Here is a 20,757-nt window from a genome sequence, read left to right on the forward strand (position 1 = left end):
AATAAAACTAAACATCATGACTGAACAACGTGTACTAATTATCGACGACGAACCTGATATTCGTGAGCTTTTGGAAATCACGCTGTTACGCATGGGGCTAGATACACTTACGGCCGGCAATGTCGAAGAAGCACTCACCCAAATTAAAGCGCATGAACCCAATCTGTGCTTGACTGATATGCGCCTACCGGATGGGAGCGGCATTGATATTGTGCGTTTTCTGCAAAAAGAATATCCGCAAATTCCAGTCGCCGTAATTACCGCGTATGGCAGCATGGATGCAGCGGTCGAAGCTTTAAAAGCTGGGGCTTATGACTTTGTATCTAAGCCTGTCGACCTCCCTAAACTACGCGATCTCATTCAAACTGCACTAAAACTGACTAGCGGCGAAAAGAGTCAGCGCCCTAAGGCTACTGATAGCACCCTTGCTCAAGGACGGATTTTAGGTTCATCGCCCGCGATGCAGACCTTAAAAAGTACTATTGGCAAACTCGCACGTAGCCAAGCTCCTGTTTATATTCACGGTGAATCCGGCAGTGGTAAAGAACTGGTCGCGCATGAAATTCATCTGCAAAGCCCTCGGCAAAAAGCCCCGTTTATTCCGGTGAACTGCGGAGCTATCCCTGAAAATCTCATGGAAAGTGAATTTTTTGGGCATAAAAAAGGGAGTTTCACGGGCGCGGTTACCGATAAACAAGGCCTCTTTCAAGCCGCTCACAAAGGCACTTTATTTTTAGATGAGGTCGCTGACCTACCGTTGACGATGCAAGTTAAACTGCTACGTGCGATTCAAGAACGTGCTATTAAACCGGTCGGTGGCTTAGAAGAAATTCCGGTGGATGTCCGCATCCTAAGTGCCACCCATAAAAGTCTTGAGCATGAAGTTGCCGCTGGTAACTTTCGCCAAGATTTATATTACCGCTTGAATGTCATTAAATTAAAAGTTCCGCCCTTACGTGAACGCCAAGATGATATTGAATTATTAGCCGAGTTTTTCTTGAAAAAAATCGCTGAACGTTGGCAGATGCCCGCTATTAAACTCTCACTACAAGCCCGCCATATGCTCCTGAGCTACTCATTTCCGGGTAATGTGCGTGAACTTGAGAATATCCTTGAGCGCGCCAGTACACTCTGCGAGGACAACACGATTCAAGCCGAAGATTTGCAACTACCGCAAATGCATAGCACTCAGCAGCCAAGCTCCGTTCAACCGCAGCTAGTGCGCCCTGTACAATTATCAGCTCCTCCCGAATTGATCAATCCTTATAGTTCACAGCCCCCTCATCACATCAACACCAATAGCACCGAGCCATCTTGGACACCGCATACAGACGAAGTGGCTGAGCGCAATATGATTATTGAAGCTTTAGAGCAAACCCGCTGGAATCGGACTAAAGCAGCAGAATTGCTCGGGATGAGCTTTCGTCAACTCCGCTATCGCATTCAAAAATATGAATTAGACACGCACTGATTGGAGTTGTTTAACAGCAGTTCACAGCAGCAAACCAATCGCATTCAAAAATATGAATTAGATACGCTCTGATCGCCAGACCTTTTAGCGGGTAAGTGGTCTGATTTTACCTGTCGGTATAGCTAAAAGTGATGAATTAACGCCTTGAAATTCTAAATTACTGACAAAACTGATAATTTTTAATCACGAATATTGACAAGCTTAATTAAATTGTCAGTTTTTGACAGCGATTTGTGTCAGTTCTGATTTTTTTCAAAGATTGAAAATAATAAAAAACATAAAAATCAATTGGTTAATTACTTTTCTAAAGTTGGCACAATGCCTGCAATACTATTGATGCCCTAAGGCAACCAAGATTTCTGAAGAATAAAGAACTTAAAACCAACAATAAGGAACTATAAAATGTCCATGAAGAAGAAAGTACAAGCAGGCTTTACCTTAATCGAATTAATGATCGTTGTTGCCATCATCGGTATCTTAGCTGCGATTGCTCTGCCTGCTTACCAAGATTACACCAAGCGTTCACATGTTTCTGAAGGTTTGAACTTAGCTGCTTCGTTGAAACAAGCTGTAGCTGAATATCATGCTGATAAAGGCCAATGGCCAGCTAGCAACGCTGAAGCTGGGGTTGCACTAACCGCATCCATTACAGGTAACGCAGTAAAATCCGTTGGTATTACTGCTGGTGGTGGTGGTACTGCCCCAACTATCACTATCACATACAACACCAAAGTCGAAAACGCCAAAACCGTTACTATGACTCCGACCAGTTCAGCGGGTGGCACAAAGTGGAACTGCCATCAAGGAACAGTTGCAAATAAATACCGTCCAGCAGCTTGCCGTACCGCTAACTTCTAATACCAACATCTTATTAGATCGAGGGGCTTGAAGCCCCTCGATTTATTTTTTAAGGTGACCACCATGCGTACCAAAGGTTTTACACTGGTCGAAGTCATGATTGTCCTTGCGATTATCGGCATACTTGCCAGCATCGCATTACCCTCTTACCAAAATTACTTGAAACATTCGAATGTATTTGAAGGCATTTCCCTTGCCAGCAATGTAAAGTTCGCTGTTTACGAATACAGACACCACAAGGGCTTTTGGCCTCCTGATAATCTCAGTGCAGACCTACCGATGGCTAGCTCCATCAACGGCAATGCAACTCGTTCAGTTACAATCAATAACGGGATTATTACAATAGCTTACCGTACCCAAGTGGGTAGTGGTCAGTCCATCGTCTTTACACCTACGATAGATAATACGGGTTCTATCCTATGGCAATGTAAAACGGGTGGCACTGTACCTGCTAAGTACCGCCCGCAAAATTGTCGATAAAAATAAAAAACAAAAAATGACAACAAGAATACATCAAATACTTCTACTCATCCTCATCCCATTCAGTCTTGCGATTACTGGCTATTGCTATTGGCTTGGATTAGGTAGCGCCTTTTTATTTGATGATATTCCAAATATGAATACCATCGGCCGTTACACACACTTAGGCGGCTGGCGTGATTTAACCCTCTATCTATTAGAAGGAAGCAGTGGTTTACTTGGGCGACCGTTAAGTCTTGCCAGCTTTTATCTAAATGATCAAATCTGGGAGGGAATGGATAAAAGTGATTTCAAATATACTAACTTAATGATCCATCTACTAAATGGTCTATTAATTTTTTGGTTATTAGAGCGTCTACGTCCTTATTTAGCTTTAACTAAACCTTGGGGGGCATGGTTACCTCTTATCGCTAGCTTAGCTTGGTTGCTTCACCCAATGCATACCAATACTGTCTTATATGCAGTGCAACGTATGACCGAGTTGAGCGCTGTGTTTACTTTAGTGGGCTTAATCTGCTACATCCATGCTCGCGAATTATTTGCTAAACAGCCCGCCCGTGCTTGGATGTGGTTAATAATCGGCGGTGGGTTTAGTATGGCTTTAGCTCTATTAAGCAAAGAAAATGGGATCTTAGTTGTTGTTTATGTTCTCGTCATTGAATTTACCTTAATTCGCCCACAGGGACAGCCTGTACCTAAACAACTGTCTCGAGCCTTATTGTTGTGTGCATGGCTGCCGACTACCTTACTATTGATCATGCTATATAAATGGGGATGGATTGATAAAACTGAGCGAGCATTTAATACGACTGAGCGTTTAATGAGTGAGGCACGTATTTTATGGATATACATTAGCCATATTTTTATTCCAAGCTATCATGGCTCCAGTTTATTATATGATGATTTTGAAATCTCACGGGGTTTACTCTCACCACTGACCACTTTGCCCGCTTTACTTGGCATTTTTGCACTCGGTGGTTTGGCTTGGTATGTACGCAAATCACTACCACTTTTATCCTTTGCCATTGCATGGTTTTTTGCGGGTCACTTATTAGAATCCACCACTGTTGCTTTAGAATTATACTTTGAACATCGTAATTATTTACCTCTGCTAGGTTTTATAGTAGCGGGTGTTTATTATGCCCTTGATGCGATGCAAACTTCGGGCAAGCTACGCCGCGTCATGCCTGTGGTTCTTGTTGTTTATCTAAGCTTACTAGCGATTTCTACTCAGCATATTGCGAAATTATGGACAGACCCCGCCAAACTATTTATCACTTGGCTAGAACAACATCCAAATTCACAACGTACCCTAGAAGGTTTAGATGCGGTGATTGGTGAGCATATTTCGCCTGCAACTCGACAGCAATTATTAGCCGAGTTAGAGCGCGTGGCAGCGAAAGAAACCAGTACCTCTTATTTAGTATTTCGTAATCTAAAAATCGCCTGCCAAAACAACTCGCTAAGCGCAGAACAACTGCCCCAAGCTCTAGAAAACTTAAGCCACTCAAGCTTTATAGCCCCTTTACCCAATGTGTTAGCAGAGTTTGTCTATGCTTGGACAGAAAGCCATTGTGGAAAAATAACGACTGCACAAATGCTGGCATTTTTAGATCAATTTCGCAGTATCACGGCGCTTCAAAAAGGAGAGATGCCGCAAATCCTACATTATTGGCAAGCAGAGGTTCATGTTCAACAAGGTAATCTTGCTGAAGCCATGCAACATTTCGACGCAGCTTATGCATTAGATAAAAACATTGACCTGCTGTTGTTGCAAGCAACTTATCTTATGTCAGCGGGCTTATACGCCGAAGCAGACAGCAAATTGTCTCATGCGAAACAGGATTTCTGTGGCAATTGGCGAACTTGCTTAATACTAAAAATGCGCCAGCCTGACTTAGATAACTTGCGTAGTGCGTTGCAAGATAAATTACAACAAGAAAAGGCAAACCATCATGCACAACAAGCTGTCGATTATTCTGCCAGCCAAAAATGAGGCTGAAGGCTTAAAAAGTTTTTTACCCCGCTTACGGAAACAATTGCCACTGGCTGAAATCATCGTAGTCAATGATGGCTCGACTGATAATACCGCCGAAGTTTGCCTCGCGAATGGCGTCTTCGTTGTGACTCATCCCTATAGCATGGGCAATGGGGCTGCCGTTAAATCCGGGGCGCGTCATGCTTCGGGCGAGATTTTGGTCTTCATGGATGCCGATGGGCAGCACCAACCCGAAGATATTCCACGTCTATTAGCACATATTGAGCAAGGCTATGATATGGCCGTTGGCGCACGGGATGGCGACTCACAAGCCTCTAAGGCACGGGGCTTGGGTAATGCGCTTTACAATCAGCTAGCGAGTTATATGACCGGACATGTCATCAAAGATTTGACCTCTGGTTTTCGAGCAGTTAGGGCTAATAAATTTCGTGAATTTTTGCATTTATTACCGAATGGCTTTTCCTATCCCACGACCTCGACGATGGCCTTTTTCCGCTCTGGCTATAGCGTTATTTATGAACCGATCACTGCACCCAAACGGATTGGCAAAAGCCATTTAAATATCACGAAAGACGGTTTTCGCTTTCTATTGATTATCTTCAAAATTGGTACGCTGCACTCACCACTAAAATTATTTCTCCCCATTAGCTTGGCCTTTTTCGGTGTAGGATTAGCCTATTATTTAAATACCCTAATCAGTGTTGGGCGCTTTACCAATATGAGCGCTTTGCTATTGTCTACGTCAGTCCTTATTTTTCTGATTGGTTTGGTATCGGAACAAATCACCAGCCTGATTTATAACCAAGGCAATACTAATACCCCCTTACAATTAGAAGAACAACCGCTGGAAACAACCCACTCGGCCTCGCCCAGTAAGCAACAGGTCGCCTAAGATGGCTGAGGTTAAGCCCATCCTACTGGTCACGACCTCTACCTTCCCCCGCTGGGAGGGTGATAGTGAGCCACGCTTTGTTTACGATCTCAGCCGCCACCTGACAGAGCAGTTTAAGGTAGTGGTACTTGCGCCCCATGCAGCAGGTGCAAAAACTGCTGAAGTTTGGAATGGCATGCAGGTTCATCGCTATCATTATGCCCCCGCCGCGTGGGAAACCTTGGCTTATAATGGCGGTATTTCCGCCAATCTGAAACAGCATCGTTGGAAAGCTTTGTTGTTACCGCTGTTTTTTATCGGGCAATGCTGGGCATTGCGTAAGCTGTTAAAAACTTATCCAGTGACAACTATCCATGCCCATTGGCTGATTCCACAAGGCTTGATTGCGGCTCTTGCTGTGTGGGGGAAAAGTGAAAAACCCAACTTAGTTTGTACCTCGCACGGTGGCGATTTATTTGGACTACAAGGCACTCTCAGCACCTATTTAAAACGCTGGGTGGTGCAGCATTGTCAAGCGCTCACCGTGGTCAGCCATGCCATGCTGCCCCCACTTCAAGCATTAGCGGGGGCTAATCCGCCCCCGATCAGTGTGATCCCGATGGGGACAGATTTACAGCGAACCTTCATTCCTGCCCCCCAAGTCAGCCGCGCTCCCAACCAACTACTGTTTGTCGGACGTTTAGTAGAGAAAAAAGGTTTACCGTATTTGCTCCACGCTTTGCAGCAATTATTACCCTCCCATCCCGATTTACAGCTGATCGTGGCTGGCAGTGGTACAGCACAAACTGACCTGCAGCAATTGGGTGAAGGTTTAGGTATCAGCCAACACCTCAGGTTTGTTGGCCGCTTAGAACATACGAGCCTCGTGCACTTATACCAAACCGCTACCCTCGCGGTCTTCCCGTTTATTCAAGCCAAAGATGGGGATATGGAAGGCTTAGGTTTAGTGATGATCGAAGCGATGGGTTGTGGCTGTCCTGTGATTGCCAGTGACTTGCCCGCTGTACGTGATGTGATCCGTCACGGGGAAACCGGGCAATTGGTAACAGCTGCCGATAGTAGAGCATTAGCAACCGCAATCGCTGCGCTATTGGCTGACCCCGCACAACGTCAAGTACTGAGTACGCAGGCATTAGCAACTGTGCGCAATAGCTTTGCTTGGGAAACTGTTGCTCAGCGTTATCAATTTTGCTTGCAGCCTAAGCCTTGCCCCTTACCAATAACGGAGGTTACCCATGCCAACTGACCTTCGAATATGCGGTCTCATGCTGGCTTATTTCCATGCGGAAATGACTCTAGCTTGCCTCAAAACACTGCAGCACCAAGGCATTGAAACCCTGATTCTGGTCGATAACTCCGCCGATGCTACTGAACACCAACGTACCCAAGCACTGGCACAACACTTCCCAACGGGTTGGCTACAAGTAGTGATCGCTCCCGAAAACTTAGGCTTTGCCAAGGGCATGAATTTGGCTTGGCAACACGCACAAACGCTGGGGCAATGGGATTACGCGCTGATCCTTAACAACGACATTACTGCTCAGCCGCAGTTATTAGCAACCTTGTGTACATATATGGCTGAACATCCACGCACCGCGTTACTGGGTGTGGCGGCAGATACCGGAACAGCAATCCAAAGTGGGTTGCATTATCAACGCTGGACGGGATTAATGTTCCCGACAGCGGTTATGGGTAGTTTTCAAGTCGCTACGGGCTATTGCTTGCTATTGCGTCCGCAAGCTATTCAAGGTGAGTTGTTTGATCCGCGATATTTCATGTACGGAGAAGATGTGGAACTGAGCTGGCGGTTACGCGAACAAGGGTGGAACGTGGAAATCTTGGCACAACCGTTGCTGACACATACGCCCGCGCAAAGCAGCCGTGAAGGTAGCTTGTTTTACGAATATCATATTAATCGAGGGCATTGGCTATTAGTCGCCAGTCTTGCCCAAACACCGCTGGAAAAAGCTTTAATGTATACCTGTCGCATTTTAGTTTTGAGTATGCGCGCCACCCTACGCAGTGTACGAACTACGTCATTGAACCCATTAAAAGCTTTAGTATTCAGCAAACATCAAACGATCAACCCATGACCCGCAAACTATTACTAAATAGTGGCATCAATTTACTAGGTTCAGGCATTCCCATTGTATTAACTATCTTAGCTATCCCTTTGCTCATTAAAGCACTGGGTATAGAGCAATTTGGCTTATTATCACTGGCTTGGGCAATTATCGGTTATCTGTCACTACTTGATTTGGGGCTAGGTAGAGCCTTATCACAACAAACCGCAGCCCATCACGATAATCTGCTTCAAGTTACCCAAACCTTCTGGGATACACATACCTTAATAGCCAGTATAGGTGCTCTTAGCAGTTTAGTCACCGCGACGGCTATTGGATGGTATTTTAATGGTTCTAATCAAAGCAATAATCCTAGCCCCGAGCTACAACAAGTATTATGGGCAAGCTCATGGATGATTTTTCCTAGTTTATTAATTAATAGCTTGAGTTATTTTTTGATCGCCACGGAAAAATTCATCCTACTAAATATCTTAAAATTACTTTTAAGCTCTGCCAACATTATAATGCCAGTTTTGATATGCCAATTTACATTTCAAGTAAATCACTTCGAATATATCATGCAAGCTTTATTATGGATACGCTGGATACTTGCCATTATTTTTTTTCTAACTTGCTTATATAGCGCTAGTTATTTATTAAAAATAAAATCATGGCACTTTCATTACCCTGTCAAGTTGATTAAGCTAGGTGGGTGGATGACAGTGACTAATATTGTTGGCCCGATCATGACCTATTTTGATCGTTTTTTTATTGCTTCGTTAATATCACCTAGCGCAGTGGGTGGGTATAGTATTGCTTATGAACTTTCCTCTAAACTAAACCTTATATCCTCTGCATTAAGCACGACATTAGCTCCTTTTTTTGCAAAACAACCTAACCAATCAAGCTCTGTTACGCAGGCCTTCATCTTTAGCATGAGCCTTATCGCTAGTATTTTTATTCCACTACTTTGGTGTATCCATACCTATGGTGATGAGCTACTTCAATGGTGGCTACAGCAGCATGAAGTACAGATGATCTATCAAATCACTCAATGGCTGGCTTTGGGGTTTTTCTTTAATGCAATTGCTTTAATTTTTTATACACATCTCCAATTCATGGAGCGCCCTGACATCACCGCAAAAATACATTTAATTGAATTACCTTTTTATCTTGGGTTGTTAATAGTTCTTTTAATCCATCAAGGTGTTATGGGTGCTGCTATTGCATGGACGATACGTGCAGCCATCGACATGCTCTTGCTTTTAATTTATTCACTCAGAATCAATAGGAATCACATAAAATGTGCAATATCTATATAACTACCCAGCAACCTTGTTATAATTGCGGTAGTAAAGGTAAAACACTTTATAATACTATGAATGATCGCCTATTTGGTGTAAAAGGAAGCTGGGATTTACTGGAGTGCACTAATCAAATGTGTGGATTAGTATGGCTAAATCCAATGCCGAGCCCAGACGAATTGCCGAAGCTTTATGAAAATTACTACACCCACACTCCACCGAAGCCCGTTAAACCTAGTTTACTTAAGCAATATTTTACTGCTGGCTGTGATGCCTATTTGCAAGAAAAATACCAAACATCGCATCCAATAAGCCGAATCGGGCAATTACTAAAGCCTTTAATAAAACTCAATCCTGCATGGAAAGCCAACCTTGATTTCTCACTATTTTACTTGCCAACCCGCCCGGGTAAAAAACTCTTAGAAATTGGTTGTGGCAGCGGTCAAATGCTAAAAAATATGCGCGATCTTGGCTGGGAAGTGACCGGTATTGACTTTGATCCTCAGTGTCAGTCGATTACTCAAGAAACGGGCATTCCTGTCTATCAAGGTGATGTATTAGAACAAAATCTACCCGCTAATAGCTTCGATGCGATTGTCATGAGCCATGTGATTGAACACTTGCCAAACCCCATTGAAACACTGCAAGAATGCCTACGTTTACTCCGACCCGAGGGTCGCTTGATTGCAATCACGCCTAATACCAAAGGTTATATCCATCGGTATATGAAACAAGCCAGTTTACATCTTGATCCACCACGCCATTTACATTTATTCACCGCTAGCGCCTTACAACAAATTGCGCATAAAGCAGGCTTTAAACAAGCGCGCTGTTTTTCTACGATTCGTGATTTTACTGGCTTATGGTGGGCCTCCTCGCAAATTGCCAAACAGGGACACTACCAAATGGGGCAATCCGCGCCTTTGGTTAACAAGCTCTTATTATCCTTATTAGCGGTTATGTTTGGCTATGCTCATCAATTCGGTTGGGGTGAAGGCGATGAGCTAGTGTTGGATGTACGTAAATGAAGCTTTCGGTGGCTCTATGTACCTATAATGGTGAGAAATATCTAGCAGAACAACTCGAGAGTATTGCTCGACAAACACTAACTGTCGATGAAATCCTAGTTTGCGATGACCAGTCAACTGATCATACCCTTAGCATTGCCCAACAATTTCTACACCAAGGCTTACCGCTAAAGATTTACCAAAATCCACAACGCTTAGGGTTTAGCCGTAACTTTGCCCAAGCTATCCAGCGTTGCCAAGGTGATATTATTTTCCTCTGTGACCAAGATGATCGTTGGCATCCAGATAAAGTCGCGGTGATGCTCTCATACTTTAGTCAACACCCCGAGACGCTCTTGCTTTTTTCTAATGGCGAGTTAGTGAATGCTGAGGCTCAGCCCCTAAACTGCCAGTTATGGCAAGCCTTACCCAGCCAACCCTCTGTCAATCCTTCCTTTTTAGACTTACTGAATCATGATTGGATTACTGGAGCAGCTTGTGCCTTCCGCCGTGAACTGATTGACTATGCCTTGCCCATTCCGCCGTATTGGATACATGATGCTTGGCTGGGTTTAATCGCCAGTGCTGTGGGCGAAGTGAAGGCCATCCCTGATTTACTCATCCAGTATCGCCAACATGACAACAACCAAATTGGCTTAAAACCACCCACATTAAAACAAAAAATTGCAAAGCTGCATCAGTTAGTCACTACACAACCGATAACAACCCCAGAAAAATACGCTCCCTTATTGGAGCGCTTACCAGCTTCGCATCCACAACACCCATATTTAGCAGGCAAAATACGCCATCTAGCCAATCGCCAACACTCACATCGGCTCACGGGTATTTTTAAAGAAATTCTTAATAACGGTTATACACAATACGCTCATGGCTGGAAAAGTGTCGTTAGGGATCTGTTGCTATTAAGCTATCAAACACGGCTCGGTATTCAGCCACCATCCGAGATAAAGTGAAGCGTTGCTCCACCTCTGTCCGATTAAATGCCCCCATGCGTTGGCGTAATTCAGGGTCATCTGCCAAGGCTTGAACGGCATGAGCAAACGCCTCCACATCACCCAATGGGCATAAAAATCCACCCTGCCCATCCGTTACCACCTCCGGCAACGCCGAACCATTCGTTGCCACCACGGGCAAACCACACGCCATTGCCTCCACCGCAGCCAATCCAAATCCTTCTCGCACGGTCGGAAACAACAACATATCCATTGCCTGATACACCGCAGGCATCTTCTCATGCGGAATTTGCCCTAACGGACGCAGACGCGGGTGTGCCACCAATGCTGAAGTCTCACGCAAGCCGGAGGTATAATAAATAACGATGCGCTTATCCAACCGCTGAATAATAGGCAACAACCACTGCGCCCCCTTACGTTGGGTTAAATTACCGCTAAATAAAACTTTGATTTCTTTGCCTACGCCCCGCTTGCTTGGCGTAAACTGCTGTTCATCAACCCCATTATAAATTACCTTGATGGGCTTTTTGATCCCTAAGTCGAGCCTTGCCAACTCTGCCGTGAAATGGCTTACCGTCGTGATTACATCTGCCTGCTGCACGGCCAATTGGTGCAACCAACGTAGATCAGTACGCCCATGAATTTTCTGCAATAGCGTGCTATAGGGGTGTAATCCCTTATCAAGGGCATAACCGTGCAGTGTTAGCACCAGCGGTACATCTTTTCGCACATGAAAAATGGCAGAATCCGCTACCGCATGAATCACTTTGGCAGGAAACTTGCGCCCTAACGGGTAATAACTCGGTGGAAACAAACTACGCCAAGGCGAGTAGGGAATCACATGGTAATCAGGAAGGTGTTTCGCAAGACAAGAATGCACCACAAATGCACCATTCCCAACCGAGACTGGACTTACAATCACAATAATTTCTTTTTATTAAGTCAATGAACAGTAAACTTACAACTCGTCGTCTACACATAGCATGACGAGTGTGAACGATGCTAACATCACCGCATAAATATAATGAGAAAAATAAGATGAGCGCATCCTCAGCTAACCTTGCTCAACGCGGCTACCAATACGGGTTTTCAGAAAATGGCAATGCCATGTATGATCTTACAGGACGCCAGCGCAAAGCTCACACCATGATTGCCGTCTTACAAGACTATTTCGGGGGGAATTTAAACAGCCGATCTATACTCAACCTCGGCGGATCGACGGGGATCATTGACAGTGTATTAGCCCAACATGTTCAAACGGTTACCAGTGTCGACATTGACGAAAAAGCAATTGCCTATGCGCAACAACACTTCAGCACGCCCAACCTCCAGTTTGCGCTAGGCGATGCAATGAACCTAGCTCAAGCGAACAATACCTTCGATATTGTCATCTGTTCTCAAGTTTACGAACATGTTCCTGATTCAGCCCAAATGATGCAGGAAATTCATCGGGTGCTAAAACCGGGCGGCGTTTGTTATTTCGCAGCTAGCAACCGCCTGATGTGGAACGAACCCCATTATAATCTGCCCTTGCTATCGGTTATGCCCCGCTCTATCGCTCATAGCTACCTACGATTGGCCCATAAAGGCGATTATTATTATGAAAAACATCTCAGCTATTGGGGCTTAAAAAAACTGGTGAGTCACTTTAAATGCCACGACTACACTACAAGGATGCTGGCATCACCATTACAATTCGGCATCGAGTACATGGTTAATCCAGACCATTTCAAAGGCAAATTAGCGAAATTTTTAGCAAAATATTGTTTTTGGAGCCTGCCCGGTTACATCTGGATTTTAGAAAAATAAAAAGCCAACTCTAATAATTATAAAAATATGCTATTTAACTCCATTACCTTTTTGCTGTTCATGCTGATTGTCCTCAGCATTCATTACAGTCTGCGCAATTGGCAACGACAAAAGCTACATCTATTGATAGCAAGCTATGTATTTTACGCTGCATGGAATCCACCCTTTGTTTTGTTATTTTGGGACAAATTAGCCAGTACCACTGACGAACTGGAAATATAATAATAATGAAAGCCATCCAACACCAATCCACCACCATCGCCATCATCGGTCTCGGCTACGTCGGTCTCCCTCTCGCAGTCGAATTCGGCAAACATTTCCCTACCATCGGCTATGACATCAACACCAAGCGCATCCAAGAGCTTCGTGCGGGACAAGACCACACCCTAGAAGTTGATGCACATGAATTACAGGCAGCCCCATACCTGCATTACACCGATCATTTATATGATATGCGGGATGCCAATATTTTCATTATCACCGTCCCCACCCCCGTCGATCATCACAAGCGCCCTGATCTGACACCGTTAATTCGTGCCAGTGAAAGCGTTGGCAAAGTTCTCAAAGCGGGCGATATTGTGATTTATGAATCGACTGTCTACCCGGGTGCTACCGAGGATGATTGTATCCCGGTACTTGAAAAAATCTCAGGTCTCACGTTTAACCGCGATTTTTTTGCAGGTTATTCACCAGAACGCATCAACCCCGGAGATAAAGAACATCGCGTCACCACGATCAAAAAAGTAACCTCAGGCTCAACTCCAGAAGTCGCTGACCGTGTAGATCAACTCTACCGCACCATTATCGTCGCGGGTACACACCAAGCACCGAGTATCAAAGTCGCAGAAGCCTCTAAAGTGATTGAGAATACACAACGGGATTTGAATATTGCTTTAGTCAATGAGCTGGCATTGATTTGCAATCGCTTAGGGATTGATACTGAAGCCGTCTTGCAAGCAGCAGGGACTAAATGGAATTTTCTACCGTTTCGCCCCGGCCTAGTCGGTGGACATTGCATTGGGATTGATCCTTATTATCTGACTCACAAAGCGGAGTCGCTTGGCTATCATCCTGATATTATTCTAGCCGGACGACGTATCAATGAAGGTATGGGTGCTTATGTTGCCTCACAATTGATCAAAGCTTTAGTGAATCACGCCATTCCTGTCGCCGGTGCAAAAGTACTAATCATGGGTTTGGCATTCAAGGAAAACTGCCCTGATCTACGCAATACACGAGTGGTTGATATTATCAAAGAACTACGTAGCTATCAGATTGCTGCGGATGTTTATGACCCTTGGGTTTCGCCGCAAGAAGCCGAACACGAATATGGCATTCAGCCTATTAGCCAGCTTGAGCAAGGCCATTATGATGCGATTATGGTCGCAGTAGCCCATCAGCAATTTCGTGATCTGGGTGTTCATCGTATTCATGACTTAGGCAAACCGGTTCATGTACTCTACGATCTGAAATACCTGTTCCCAGCTCAAGAAACGACCCTACGTCTTTAAGTTTTTAATGAGGGGTTAGCTTAATCTTTATCTTTCAGCCCTGATGGCAAGTTTCATCCAGACTCAAGCACAAGTACTTGAGCAATGATCCGCCATTCAGCTAGCAGTTTGCCCTTACACGTATTATTTATAGAATAATTTTATTATAAATAATAAAGAACTATCGAAATCTCATGAGCGCACCGAACATCCAACTACCCGGCTATGTCAAACAACTGGTCACCGCAGGCAAGTTGGATTTAGGGGTTGCTGAGAAAACGGTTAAAAAAGCGCATTCTGATAAAATTTCAGTCATGGAGTGGCTATTTCATCAACAACTGGTTTCAGCTAGAGATTTAGCTCGAGCAGCCAGTGATGAATATGGCATCAGCGTTGTCGATCTGGATGCGATTGATATTCGCCCGATGGTTGCAGATCTGATCTCAGATGAGCAGAAACAGCGTCTACATTTGCTGCCGATTCATCGTTATGGCAATCACTTATTAGTTGCTTTAGCCGATCCGCTGTATTTGCCCAACCTAGATGATGTTAAGTTCGCCACCAATCTCAAACCAGAACCCGTCTTTGTTGAATTCGATAAATTACAAATTTATCTAGCCAATGGTGGCGGCTTCAGTGGTTCAGCCTCCCCCATGCAATCAGGCATGGCGGTATCGAATGAGGCGATTACACAAAATATTGCACTCGATACCCGCGATATAAAAAAGCAGGAAGCCGATGGCGAAGAAGTTGAGATTATTTCCTTTGTGGATAAGCTATTAGCCCATGCGATTAACTCGAAAGTTTCCGATATTCATATTGAACCTTACGAAAAAAATCTGCGTATTCGCTACCGCGTGGATGGTATTTTAAAGGTTATTGCCACCCCCCCTATTGGTATTGCTGCCCAACTCACCTCGCGACTCAAAGTCTTAGCGCGGATGAATATTTCTGAGCGCCGAGTCCCCCAAGACGGACGGATTCGTTTTGCTTTAAATGAGAAAAAGAATATCGACTTCCGGGTCAATACCTTACCCACCATTTATGGTGAAAAGGTAGTCATGCGTATCCTAGACTCGGATAGTGCCACGATTGGTGTCGAAAAATTAGGTTTTGATCCTAAACAGCAAGCTGATTTCGTGAATGCCTTGAGTAAACCCGATGGCATGGTCTTAGTCACAGGTCCAACGGGTAGCGGTAAAACCGTCACCCTCTATACTGGGTTGGGCATGTTAAATACCCCTGAAAGCAATATTTCCACCGCAGAAGACCCCGCTGAGATTAATATGCCCGGTGTTAATCAAGTGAATGTCAATCCTAAGGTTGGGCTAACGTTTGCGGAGGCTTTGCGTGCCTTTCTGCGTCAAGACCCTGACATCATTATGGTCGGGGAAATTCGTGATCTAGAAACCGCCGAAATCTCGATCAAAGCGGCACAAACGGGGCATTTAGTCTTGTCCACCCTCCACACGAATAGCGCTCCAGAAACCTTGACGCGCTTACTCAATATGGGTGTACCCCCTTTCAATATTGCGTCCTCAGTGCATTTAATTATTGCCCAACGCTTAGCCCGCCGCTTATGTGACAAATGTAAACAACCGACGACTGTACCCCCTGATATTTTGCGTAGCTTCGGTTTTAAAGATGAAGAAATCGGTAAGTTTACCGTCTATGAAGCCGTCGGCTGCTCTGCTTGTTCACAAGGTTATAAAGGGCGGGTAGGTATTTATCAGGTTATGCCGATCTCTCCCATTATGGGACGGATGGTCATGGATGGTTGCAATTCGATGGATTTGGCAGAACAGGCACAGCGTGAAAATATTTTAGACTTGCGTCAATCCGGCTTAACCAAAATAAAACAAGGCATTACTTCTTTAGCTGAAATCGCACGGGTTACCAAAGATTAAAAAATTCCCGCTCATCTAGGCTGTCCGCGACTCAAAGCTAAAAACTGCTACACTGGTACACAATCATTATAATAATAACCGAGATGACGAAAGCTTATGGCTAGCCCACGTAATCCAAGCACCTTGAAAACCCCGAGCGCTGTCGACGGTATGCAAACCTTCAAATGGGAAGGTGTGAATCGTAATGGCGTAAAAATCAAAGGCGAAACCCAAGCCGCTAATGCCAATTGGTTAAGAGCGACGCTGCGGCGGCAAGGCATTAATCCTGGGCGAATTGTAAAGAAGCCGAAGCCTTTATTTAAGCCAGCGATTAAACCTGCTGATATTGCTCATTTTGCCCGACAAATGACTACGATGATGAAATCGGGTGTGCCTATGGTGCAATCACTACAAATGGTCGGCGGTGGCGGGGATAATGTCGCCATGCATGATTTAATTAAAAAAATTATTCAAGATATTGAGGCGGGCGCTAGCTTTGGTAATGCCCTAGGCCGCCACCCCCAATATTTTGACCGACTTTTTGTCAACTTAGTCAAAGCGGGTGAGCAAGCAGGTACTTTAGAAACCATGCTTGAGAAAGTCGCAACTTATAAAGAAAAAACCGAAGCTTTAAAATCAAAAATCAAAAAAGCAGTCATGTATCCGGTCATCGTGATCGTGGCCGCCGTCGTCGTTTCTTCGATTATGTTAATTTGGGTTATTCCTCAATTTAAAGAAGTATTTAGTAGCTTTGGTGCCGACTTACCCGCTTTTACGCTGATGGTCATTGGCATGTCTGAATGGCTACAAGCTTATTGGTGGATACCCTTGGCTCTTATGGTGATCATCGGCTATGTTTTCAAAACCGCCTTGAAACGTTCCACCCAGTTCCAGCGATTTGTCGACAGAATGATTTTGAAGATTCCAATTATTGGAAATATCATCAATCTCTCATCCATTGCCCGTTTTTGTCGCACACTGTCTACGATGTTCTCAGCAGGTGTACCCTTAGTCGAGTCGATGGATTCCGTCGCAGGCAGTACCGGTAACTCGTTATACTATGATGCCACCATGCGCATGAAAAGTGATACGGCTCAAGGCCTACAATTAAATGTCGCCATGCAAACTGCGCAAATTTTTCCGAATATGGTGGTACAAATGACACGGATCGGGGAAGAATCGGGGCGCTTAGAAGAAATGTTAGGCAAGGCTGCTGATTATTATGAAGAACAAGTCGATGATTTAGTGGATACCTTAGCTAAGCAAATTGAACCTTTAATTATGGCAGTATTGGGCGTTGTGGTCGGTGGCTTGGTCGTCGCGATGTATCTGCCCATTTTCAAACTTGGGGCGGTGGTCTAAGCAATATTATGGAATTAATTCATTTACTAGCGACCAATAACACGTGGTTATTGGTCTGTGTGGGGCTGATTTCACTGTTAATCGGTAGTTTTTTGAATGTGGTCATTTACCGCTTACCTGTGATGATGGAGCGTGAATGGAAACATGAATGTGCTGAGTTTATGGGTGGCGAAGATACGCTTGCTAGCACCGATACAACGCGCTTTAATTTAGTCGTACCGCGCTCACAATGCCCAAGTTGCGGACATAATATCGCCTCATGGGAAAATATTCCGGTCATTAGCTACTTAGTCTTAGGTGGCAAATGTGCTGGTTGTCGCACTTCTATTCCGCTTCAATACCCGTTGGTTGAAATCGCTACCGCCCTCCTCTCTATGTTAGTGGCGTATCATTATGGCTTCAGCTGGCAGACTTTAGGTTTATTAGTGTTCACTTGGACTCTAGTAGCCTTATTTATGATTGATGCGCAAACCATGCTCCTGCCCGATGATTTGACTTATCCATTACTTTGGCTCGGTTTATTGTTGAATATGAATGGCTGGTTTGTACCTTTAGCCGATAGCGTTTTAGGTGCAGTATTAGGCTATTTATCCTTGTGGAGTATTTATCATCTGTTTAAATTACTCACGGGTAAAGAAGGCATGGGTTATGGTGACTTCAAGTTGCTAGCCGCTCTAGGTGCGTGGGGTGGCTGGCAAATCTTGCCTTTCGTCATCTTTGCATCCTCAGCTTTTGGTGCTTTATTTGGAATAGCTTGGATGCTGCTTAAGCGTAATGGGCAGAGCTTACCCATGCCCTTTGGCCCGTGGTTAGCAATGGCTGGTTTTGTGGCGATGATTTGGCATCAGGAAGTGCTTCGTTTTAGTATGCAATTATTAGCTCCCTACTAACATTGAAACTAACGATAAATTATGTATCAGTTGATTTTTTATGTCCCCGCCACTCACAAGGAACTCGTTAAGGAAGCTGTATTCGCAGCAGGTGCTGGGCGGATTGGCAATTATGACCATTGTGCTTGGGAATGTTTAGGCACAGGTCAATTCCGCCCTTTAGCAGGTAGCAATCCCTTTTTGGGTCAAGAAAATCATCTGCACTTAGTGGATGAATACCGTGTAGAGTTGGTGTGTGCGGATGAATATATTCAAGCCGCCGTACAAGCCCTGAGACTCAAGCACCCGTATGAAGAGCCAGCCTATACTGTTTTCCCAATTAGCCCTATTTAGGCTTTAAACTTGGCCAAAACGGTAGCGCTGTTCCTTGCCGACTTTGGGGTATTAAATAGGTTTGACGGGCTTGAGCTTTATCCTGCTGTAACTTGTACTGTTTGAGCCAAGGCCACTGTTTAAAAGCGGCTTGATTACCTAGACTGCGCTGACGAAACTCAGGATGCTGATAGGGTTTTAAAATAGCTCTGCTATCTGCAGGTGTGGTCAGTGTCTCATGATAATACCAAGCTGAGCCGGGTTCGGCGGTTGGCTCGTTGGCTTGTATAGACCCCGCACCCAACATAAACAGACTCGCTAAATAAGCAGCCTGTTTACTTTGAATTCTAGCCATCACTTAATGTCCTCAAGGGATTGAAAACAATCCCGTTGATAACATAGATTGATCCACTTGACTAGGCTTGAGCACGTCTAACATGTAAAGGACTCAGGCAAGAGTTTGCTTGCCAACCGCTACAAGTGTTTCTAGGTAACTCAGTTCTTATCCCTTGACCCAAGCTAGCTTTAATTCCCTGCATGCCTTTGCTGCCATGAGCACCTTTACCATTGCTACCATTACCCTTATCGCCACCACCATGTCCGCCATCGTGACCATTACCCTTATCGCCACCATGTCCGCCACCGTGACCATTACCCTTATCGCCACCATGTCCGCCATCGTGACCATTACCCTTATCGCCACCATGTCCGCCATCGTGACCATTACCCTTATCGCCACCATGTCCACCGCCGTGGCCGCCACCATGTCCACCGCCATGTCCACCGCCATGTCCACCGCCATGTCCACCGACATGTCCACCGCCGTTGCCACCACCGTTGCCACCACCGTTGCCACCGCCATTGCCACCGCCGTTGCCACCACCGTTGCCGCCGCCGTTGCCACCGCCATTGCCACCGCCGTTGCCACCACCGTTGCCGCCGCCATTGCCGCCGCCATTGCCGCCGCCATTGCCGCCACCGGTATCAACATAACCACCACCGTCACCACCGCCATGATGATACCCGCCTCCACCGAATACCATACCAGCAGTGAAAACTGGCGCTATTTGTTGGCTATAAATCGGCACGGGGCGTTGTACAACAACCTGCTGCACAGGACGTTGTACATAACGCACCACTGGACGCACAATCTGCACGTGTTGGACTTGACGGATTACTTTACGTACTGCTGGACGAGCTGGACGGAGAACACGTACAGATTGCACCGCACAGGCTTGATAACCCGGATGAACTCTAGAACCTGAATAATGAGGTCTGACTACCCGCCGGGCTTGCAACTGTTGGATTTGTGCCCGCTTACGGGCTTGCGCTTGCTTTTTCGCTGCTAGCCAGCGTTGTTGCTGAAGGATACGCTGTTTTTGCAATAATAAAGCTTGGCGCTTTAACGCGGCTTGGCGTTGTTGTTGGGCAACCCGCTGCTTTTGTAAAGCTAATGCCTTTAATTGAATCGCTTTTTGGCGTTGACGTTGTACGGCAGCTTGGCGTTGCTGCTGCGCTATTTGGGCAGCACGACGTTTTTGGGCTAATTGCAGTGTTTTACGCTTTTGTTGCGCTGCATAATAAGCCTGACGCTGGGCGCGAGTGGGTTGGCTAACAGTCTTAACTATCCGCTTACCTTGTGGGCGGGCAATGACAGCACTATGGCCACGACTGTGCGAGCCACACACTGCACCGTGATGGGTCACTCGATGTGCTTTAGGTTTAACTACCCGCCAACCACCTTGGCAAAAACCTTGGCTATTGCACCGATGAGCAGCAGCACTGTGGTGATAAGGTCTGATTTTGCAGACACTCACTTGGACTGATTTTACACGCACGATCGGGCCTTGCTTGTTCGCATGCAAGGTATGCATATTGGCCATGCCTCCCTGCCATGCTTGTGCCTGTGACGCTGCTGCCAGCCCTAAACTTACACCAATAACTATTTTTTTCATGCTGC

At 45.3% G+C, this 20,757-nt stretch carries 19 protein-coding genes; 16 read left to right on the forward strand and 3 right to left on the reverse strand.

Annotated features, from left to right (window positions below):
- Positions 1-16: 16 nt before the first annotated feature.
- The 10 genes from B5D50_RS12350 (at position 17) to B5D50_RS12395 (ending at position 11,048) form a co-directional block, all read left to right on the forward strand.
- Complete coding sequence (locus B5D50_RS12350) at positions 17-1,471, forward strand: sigma-54-dependent transcriptional regulator (RefSeq protein ID WP_078922952.1); 1,455 nt, start codon at positions 17-19, stop codon at positions 1,469-1,471.
- A 408-nt stretch (positions 1,472-1,879) separates the two neighbouring features.
- Positions 1,880-2,329, forward strand: coding sequence for a pilin (locus tag B5D50_RS12355; protein ID WP_078922983.1), 450 nt, complete (start codon positions 1,880-1,882; stop codon positions 2,327-2,329).
- 63 nt (positions 2,330-2,392) lie between these two features.
- Positions 2,393-2,809 carry a pilin gene (locus B5D50_RS12360; protein WP_078922953.1) on the forward strand — a complete coding sequence of 139 codons (417 nt, stop codon included), beginning with the start codon at positions 2,393-2,395 and terminating at the stop codon, positions 2,807-2,809.
- A gap of 136 nt (positions 2,810-2,945) precedes the next feature.
- Positions 2,946-4,805 (forward strand): tetratricopeptide repeat protein, encoded by a 1,860-nt coding sequence (locus B5D50_RS12365; protein ID WP_078922954.1) that lies wholly within the window; start codon positions 2,946-2,948, stop codon positions 4,803-4,805.
- Positions 4,765-5,700, forward strand: a complete 936-nt coding sequence (locus B5D50_RS12370; RefSeq protein WP_078922955.1) for a glycosyltransferase family 2 protein — start codon at positions 4,765-4,767, stop codon at positions 5,698-5,700. Before B5D50_RS12365 ends, B5D50_RS12370 begins: the two co-directional genes overlap by 41 nt.
- 1 nt (position 5,701) lies before the next feature.
- Complete coding sequence (locus B5D50_RS12375) at positions 5,702-6,946, forward strand: glycosyltransferase family 4 protein (protein WP_078922956.1); 1,245 nt, start codon at positions 5,702-5,704, stop codon at positions 6,944-6,946.
- Complete coding sequence (locus tag B5D50_RS12380; protein ID WP_078922957.1) at positions 6,936-7,793, forward strand: glycosyltransferase; 858 nt, start codon at positions 6,936-6,938, stop codon at positions 7,791-7,793. Before B5D50_RS12375 ends, B5D50_RS12380 begins: the two co-directional genes overlap by 11 nt.
- Positions 7,790-9,085: an oligosaccharide flippase family protein gene (locus B5D50_RS12385; protein WP_078922958.1), complete on the forward strand. Its 1,296-nt coding sequence runs from the start codon at positions 7,790-7,792 to the stop codon at positions 9,083-9,085. The genes B5D50_RS12380 and B5D50_RS12385 overlap by 4 nt, the downstream gene beginning before the upstream one ends.
- A gap of 143 nt (positions 9,086-9,228) precedes the next feature.
- On the forward strand, positions 9,229-10,095 hold the full coding sequence (locus tag B5D50_RS12390) for a class I SAM-dependent methyltransferase (protein WP_159448632.1): 867 nt from the start codon (positions 9,229-9,231) through the stop codon (positions 10,093-10,095).
- The gene (locus B5D50_RS12395; RefSeq protein ID WP_078922960.1) at positions 10,092-11,048 is read left to right on the forward strand and encodes a glycosyltransferase family 2 protein; all 957 of its coding nucleotides are present in this window, start codon (positions 10,092-10,094) and stop codon (positions 11,046-11,048) included. Before B5D50_RS12390 ends, B5D50_RS12395 begins: the two co-directional genes overlap by 4 nt.
- Here B5D50_RS12395 and B5D50_RS12400 read toward each other — a convergent pair.
- Positions 10,981-11,970, reverse strand: coding sequence for a glycosyltransferase family 4 protein (locus B5D50_RS12400; RefSeq protein WP_078922961.1), 990 nt, complete (start codon positions 11,968-11,970; stop codon positions 10,981-10,983). The genes B5D50_RS12395 and B5D50_RS12400 overlap by 68 nt on opposite strands.
- 77 nt (positions 11,971-12,047) lie before the next feature.
- On the opposite strand from B5D50_RS12400, the gene B5D50_RS12405 reads away from it, so the two are divergent.
- From B5D50_RS12405 to B5D50_RS12430, 6 genes are all read left to right on the forward strand, one after another.
- Complete coding sequence (locus B5D50_RS12405; protein WP_078922962.1) at positions 12,048-12,857, forward strand: class I SAM-dependent methyltransferase; 810 nt, start codon at positions 12,048-12,050, stop codon at positions 12,855-12,857.
- Between the two features lie 227 nt (positions 12,858-13,084).
- The gene (gene tviB, locus B5D50_RS12410) at positions 13,085-14,368 is read left to right on the forward strand and encodes a Vi polysaccharide biosynthesis UDP-N-acetylglucosamine C-6 dehydrogenase TviB (RefSeq protein WP_078922963.1); all 1,284 of its coding nucleotides are present in this window, start codon (positions 13,085-13,087) and stop codon (positions 14,366-14,368) included.
- Positions 14,369-14,541: 173 nt separating this feature from the next.
- Complete coding sequence (gene pilB, locus B5D50_RS12415) at positions 14,542-16,254, forward strand: type IV-A pilus assembly ATPase PilB (protein WP_078922964.1); 1,713 nt, start codon at positions 14,542-14,544, stop codon at positions 16,252-16,254.
- 96 nt (positions 16,255-16,350) lie between these two features.
- Positions 16,351-17,595, forward strand: coding sequence for a type II secretion system F family protein (locus tag B5D50_RS12420; RefSeq protein ID WP_268807815.1), 1,245 nt, complete (start codon positions 16,351-16,353; stop codon positions 17,593-17,595).
- An 8-nt stretch (positions 17,596-17,603) separates the two neighbouring features.
- Complete coding sequence (locus tag B5D50_RS12425) at positions 17,604-18,485, forward strand: prepilin peptidase (protein WP_078922965.1); 882 nt, start codon at positions 17,604-17,606, stop codon at positions 18,483-18,485.
- Positions 18,486-18,506: 21 nt separating this feature from the next.
- Positions 18,507-18,818: a YqfO family protein gene (locus tag B5D50_RS12430; RefSeq protein WP_078922966.1), complete on the forward strand. Its 312-nt coding sequence runs from the start codon at positions 18,507-18,509 to the stop codon at positions 18,816-18,818.
- Here B5D50_RS12430 and B5D50_RS12435 read toward each other — a convergent pair.
- Positions 18,811-19,152 carry a hypothetical protein gene (locus tag B5D50_RS12435; RefSeq protein WP_078922967.1) on the reverse strand — a complete coding sequence of 114 codons (342 nt, stop codon included), beginning with the start codon at positions 19,150-19,152 and terminating at the stop codon, positions 18,811-18,813. The two genes, B5D50_RS12430 and B5D50_RS12435, sit on opposite strands and share 8 nt — an antisense overlap.
- A gap of 61 nt (positions 19,153-19,213) precedes the next feature.
- Positions 19,214-20,752: a hypothetical protein gene (locus B5D50_RS20500; protein ID WP_200807088.1), complete on the reverse strand. Its 1,539-nt coding sequence runs from the start codon at positions 20,750-20,752 to the stop codon at positions 19,214-19,216.
- Positions 20,753-20,757: the final 5 nt, after the last annotated feature.

Origin of the sequence: Thiothrix eikelboomii, assembly GCF_900167255.1 — a bacterium.
Taxonomy (GTDB): Bacteria; Pseudomonadota; Gammaproteobacteria; order Thiotrichales; family Thiotrichaceae; genus Thiolinea; species Thiolinea eikelboomii.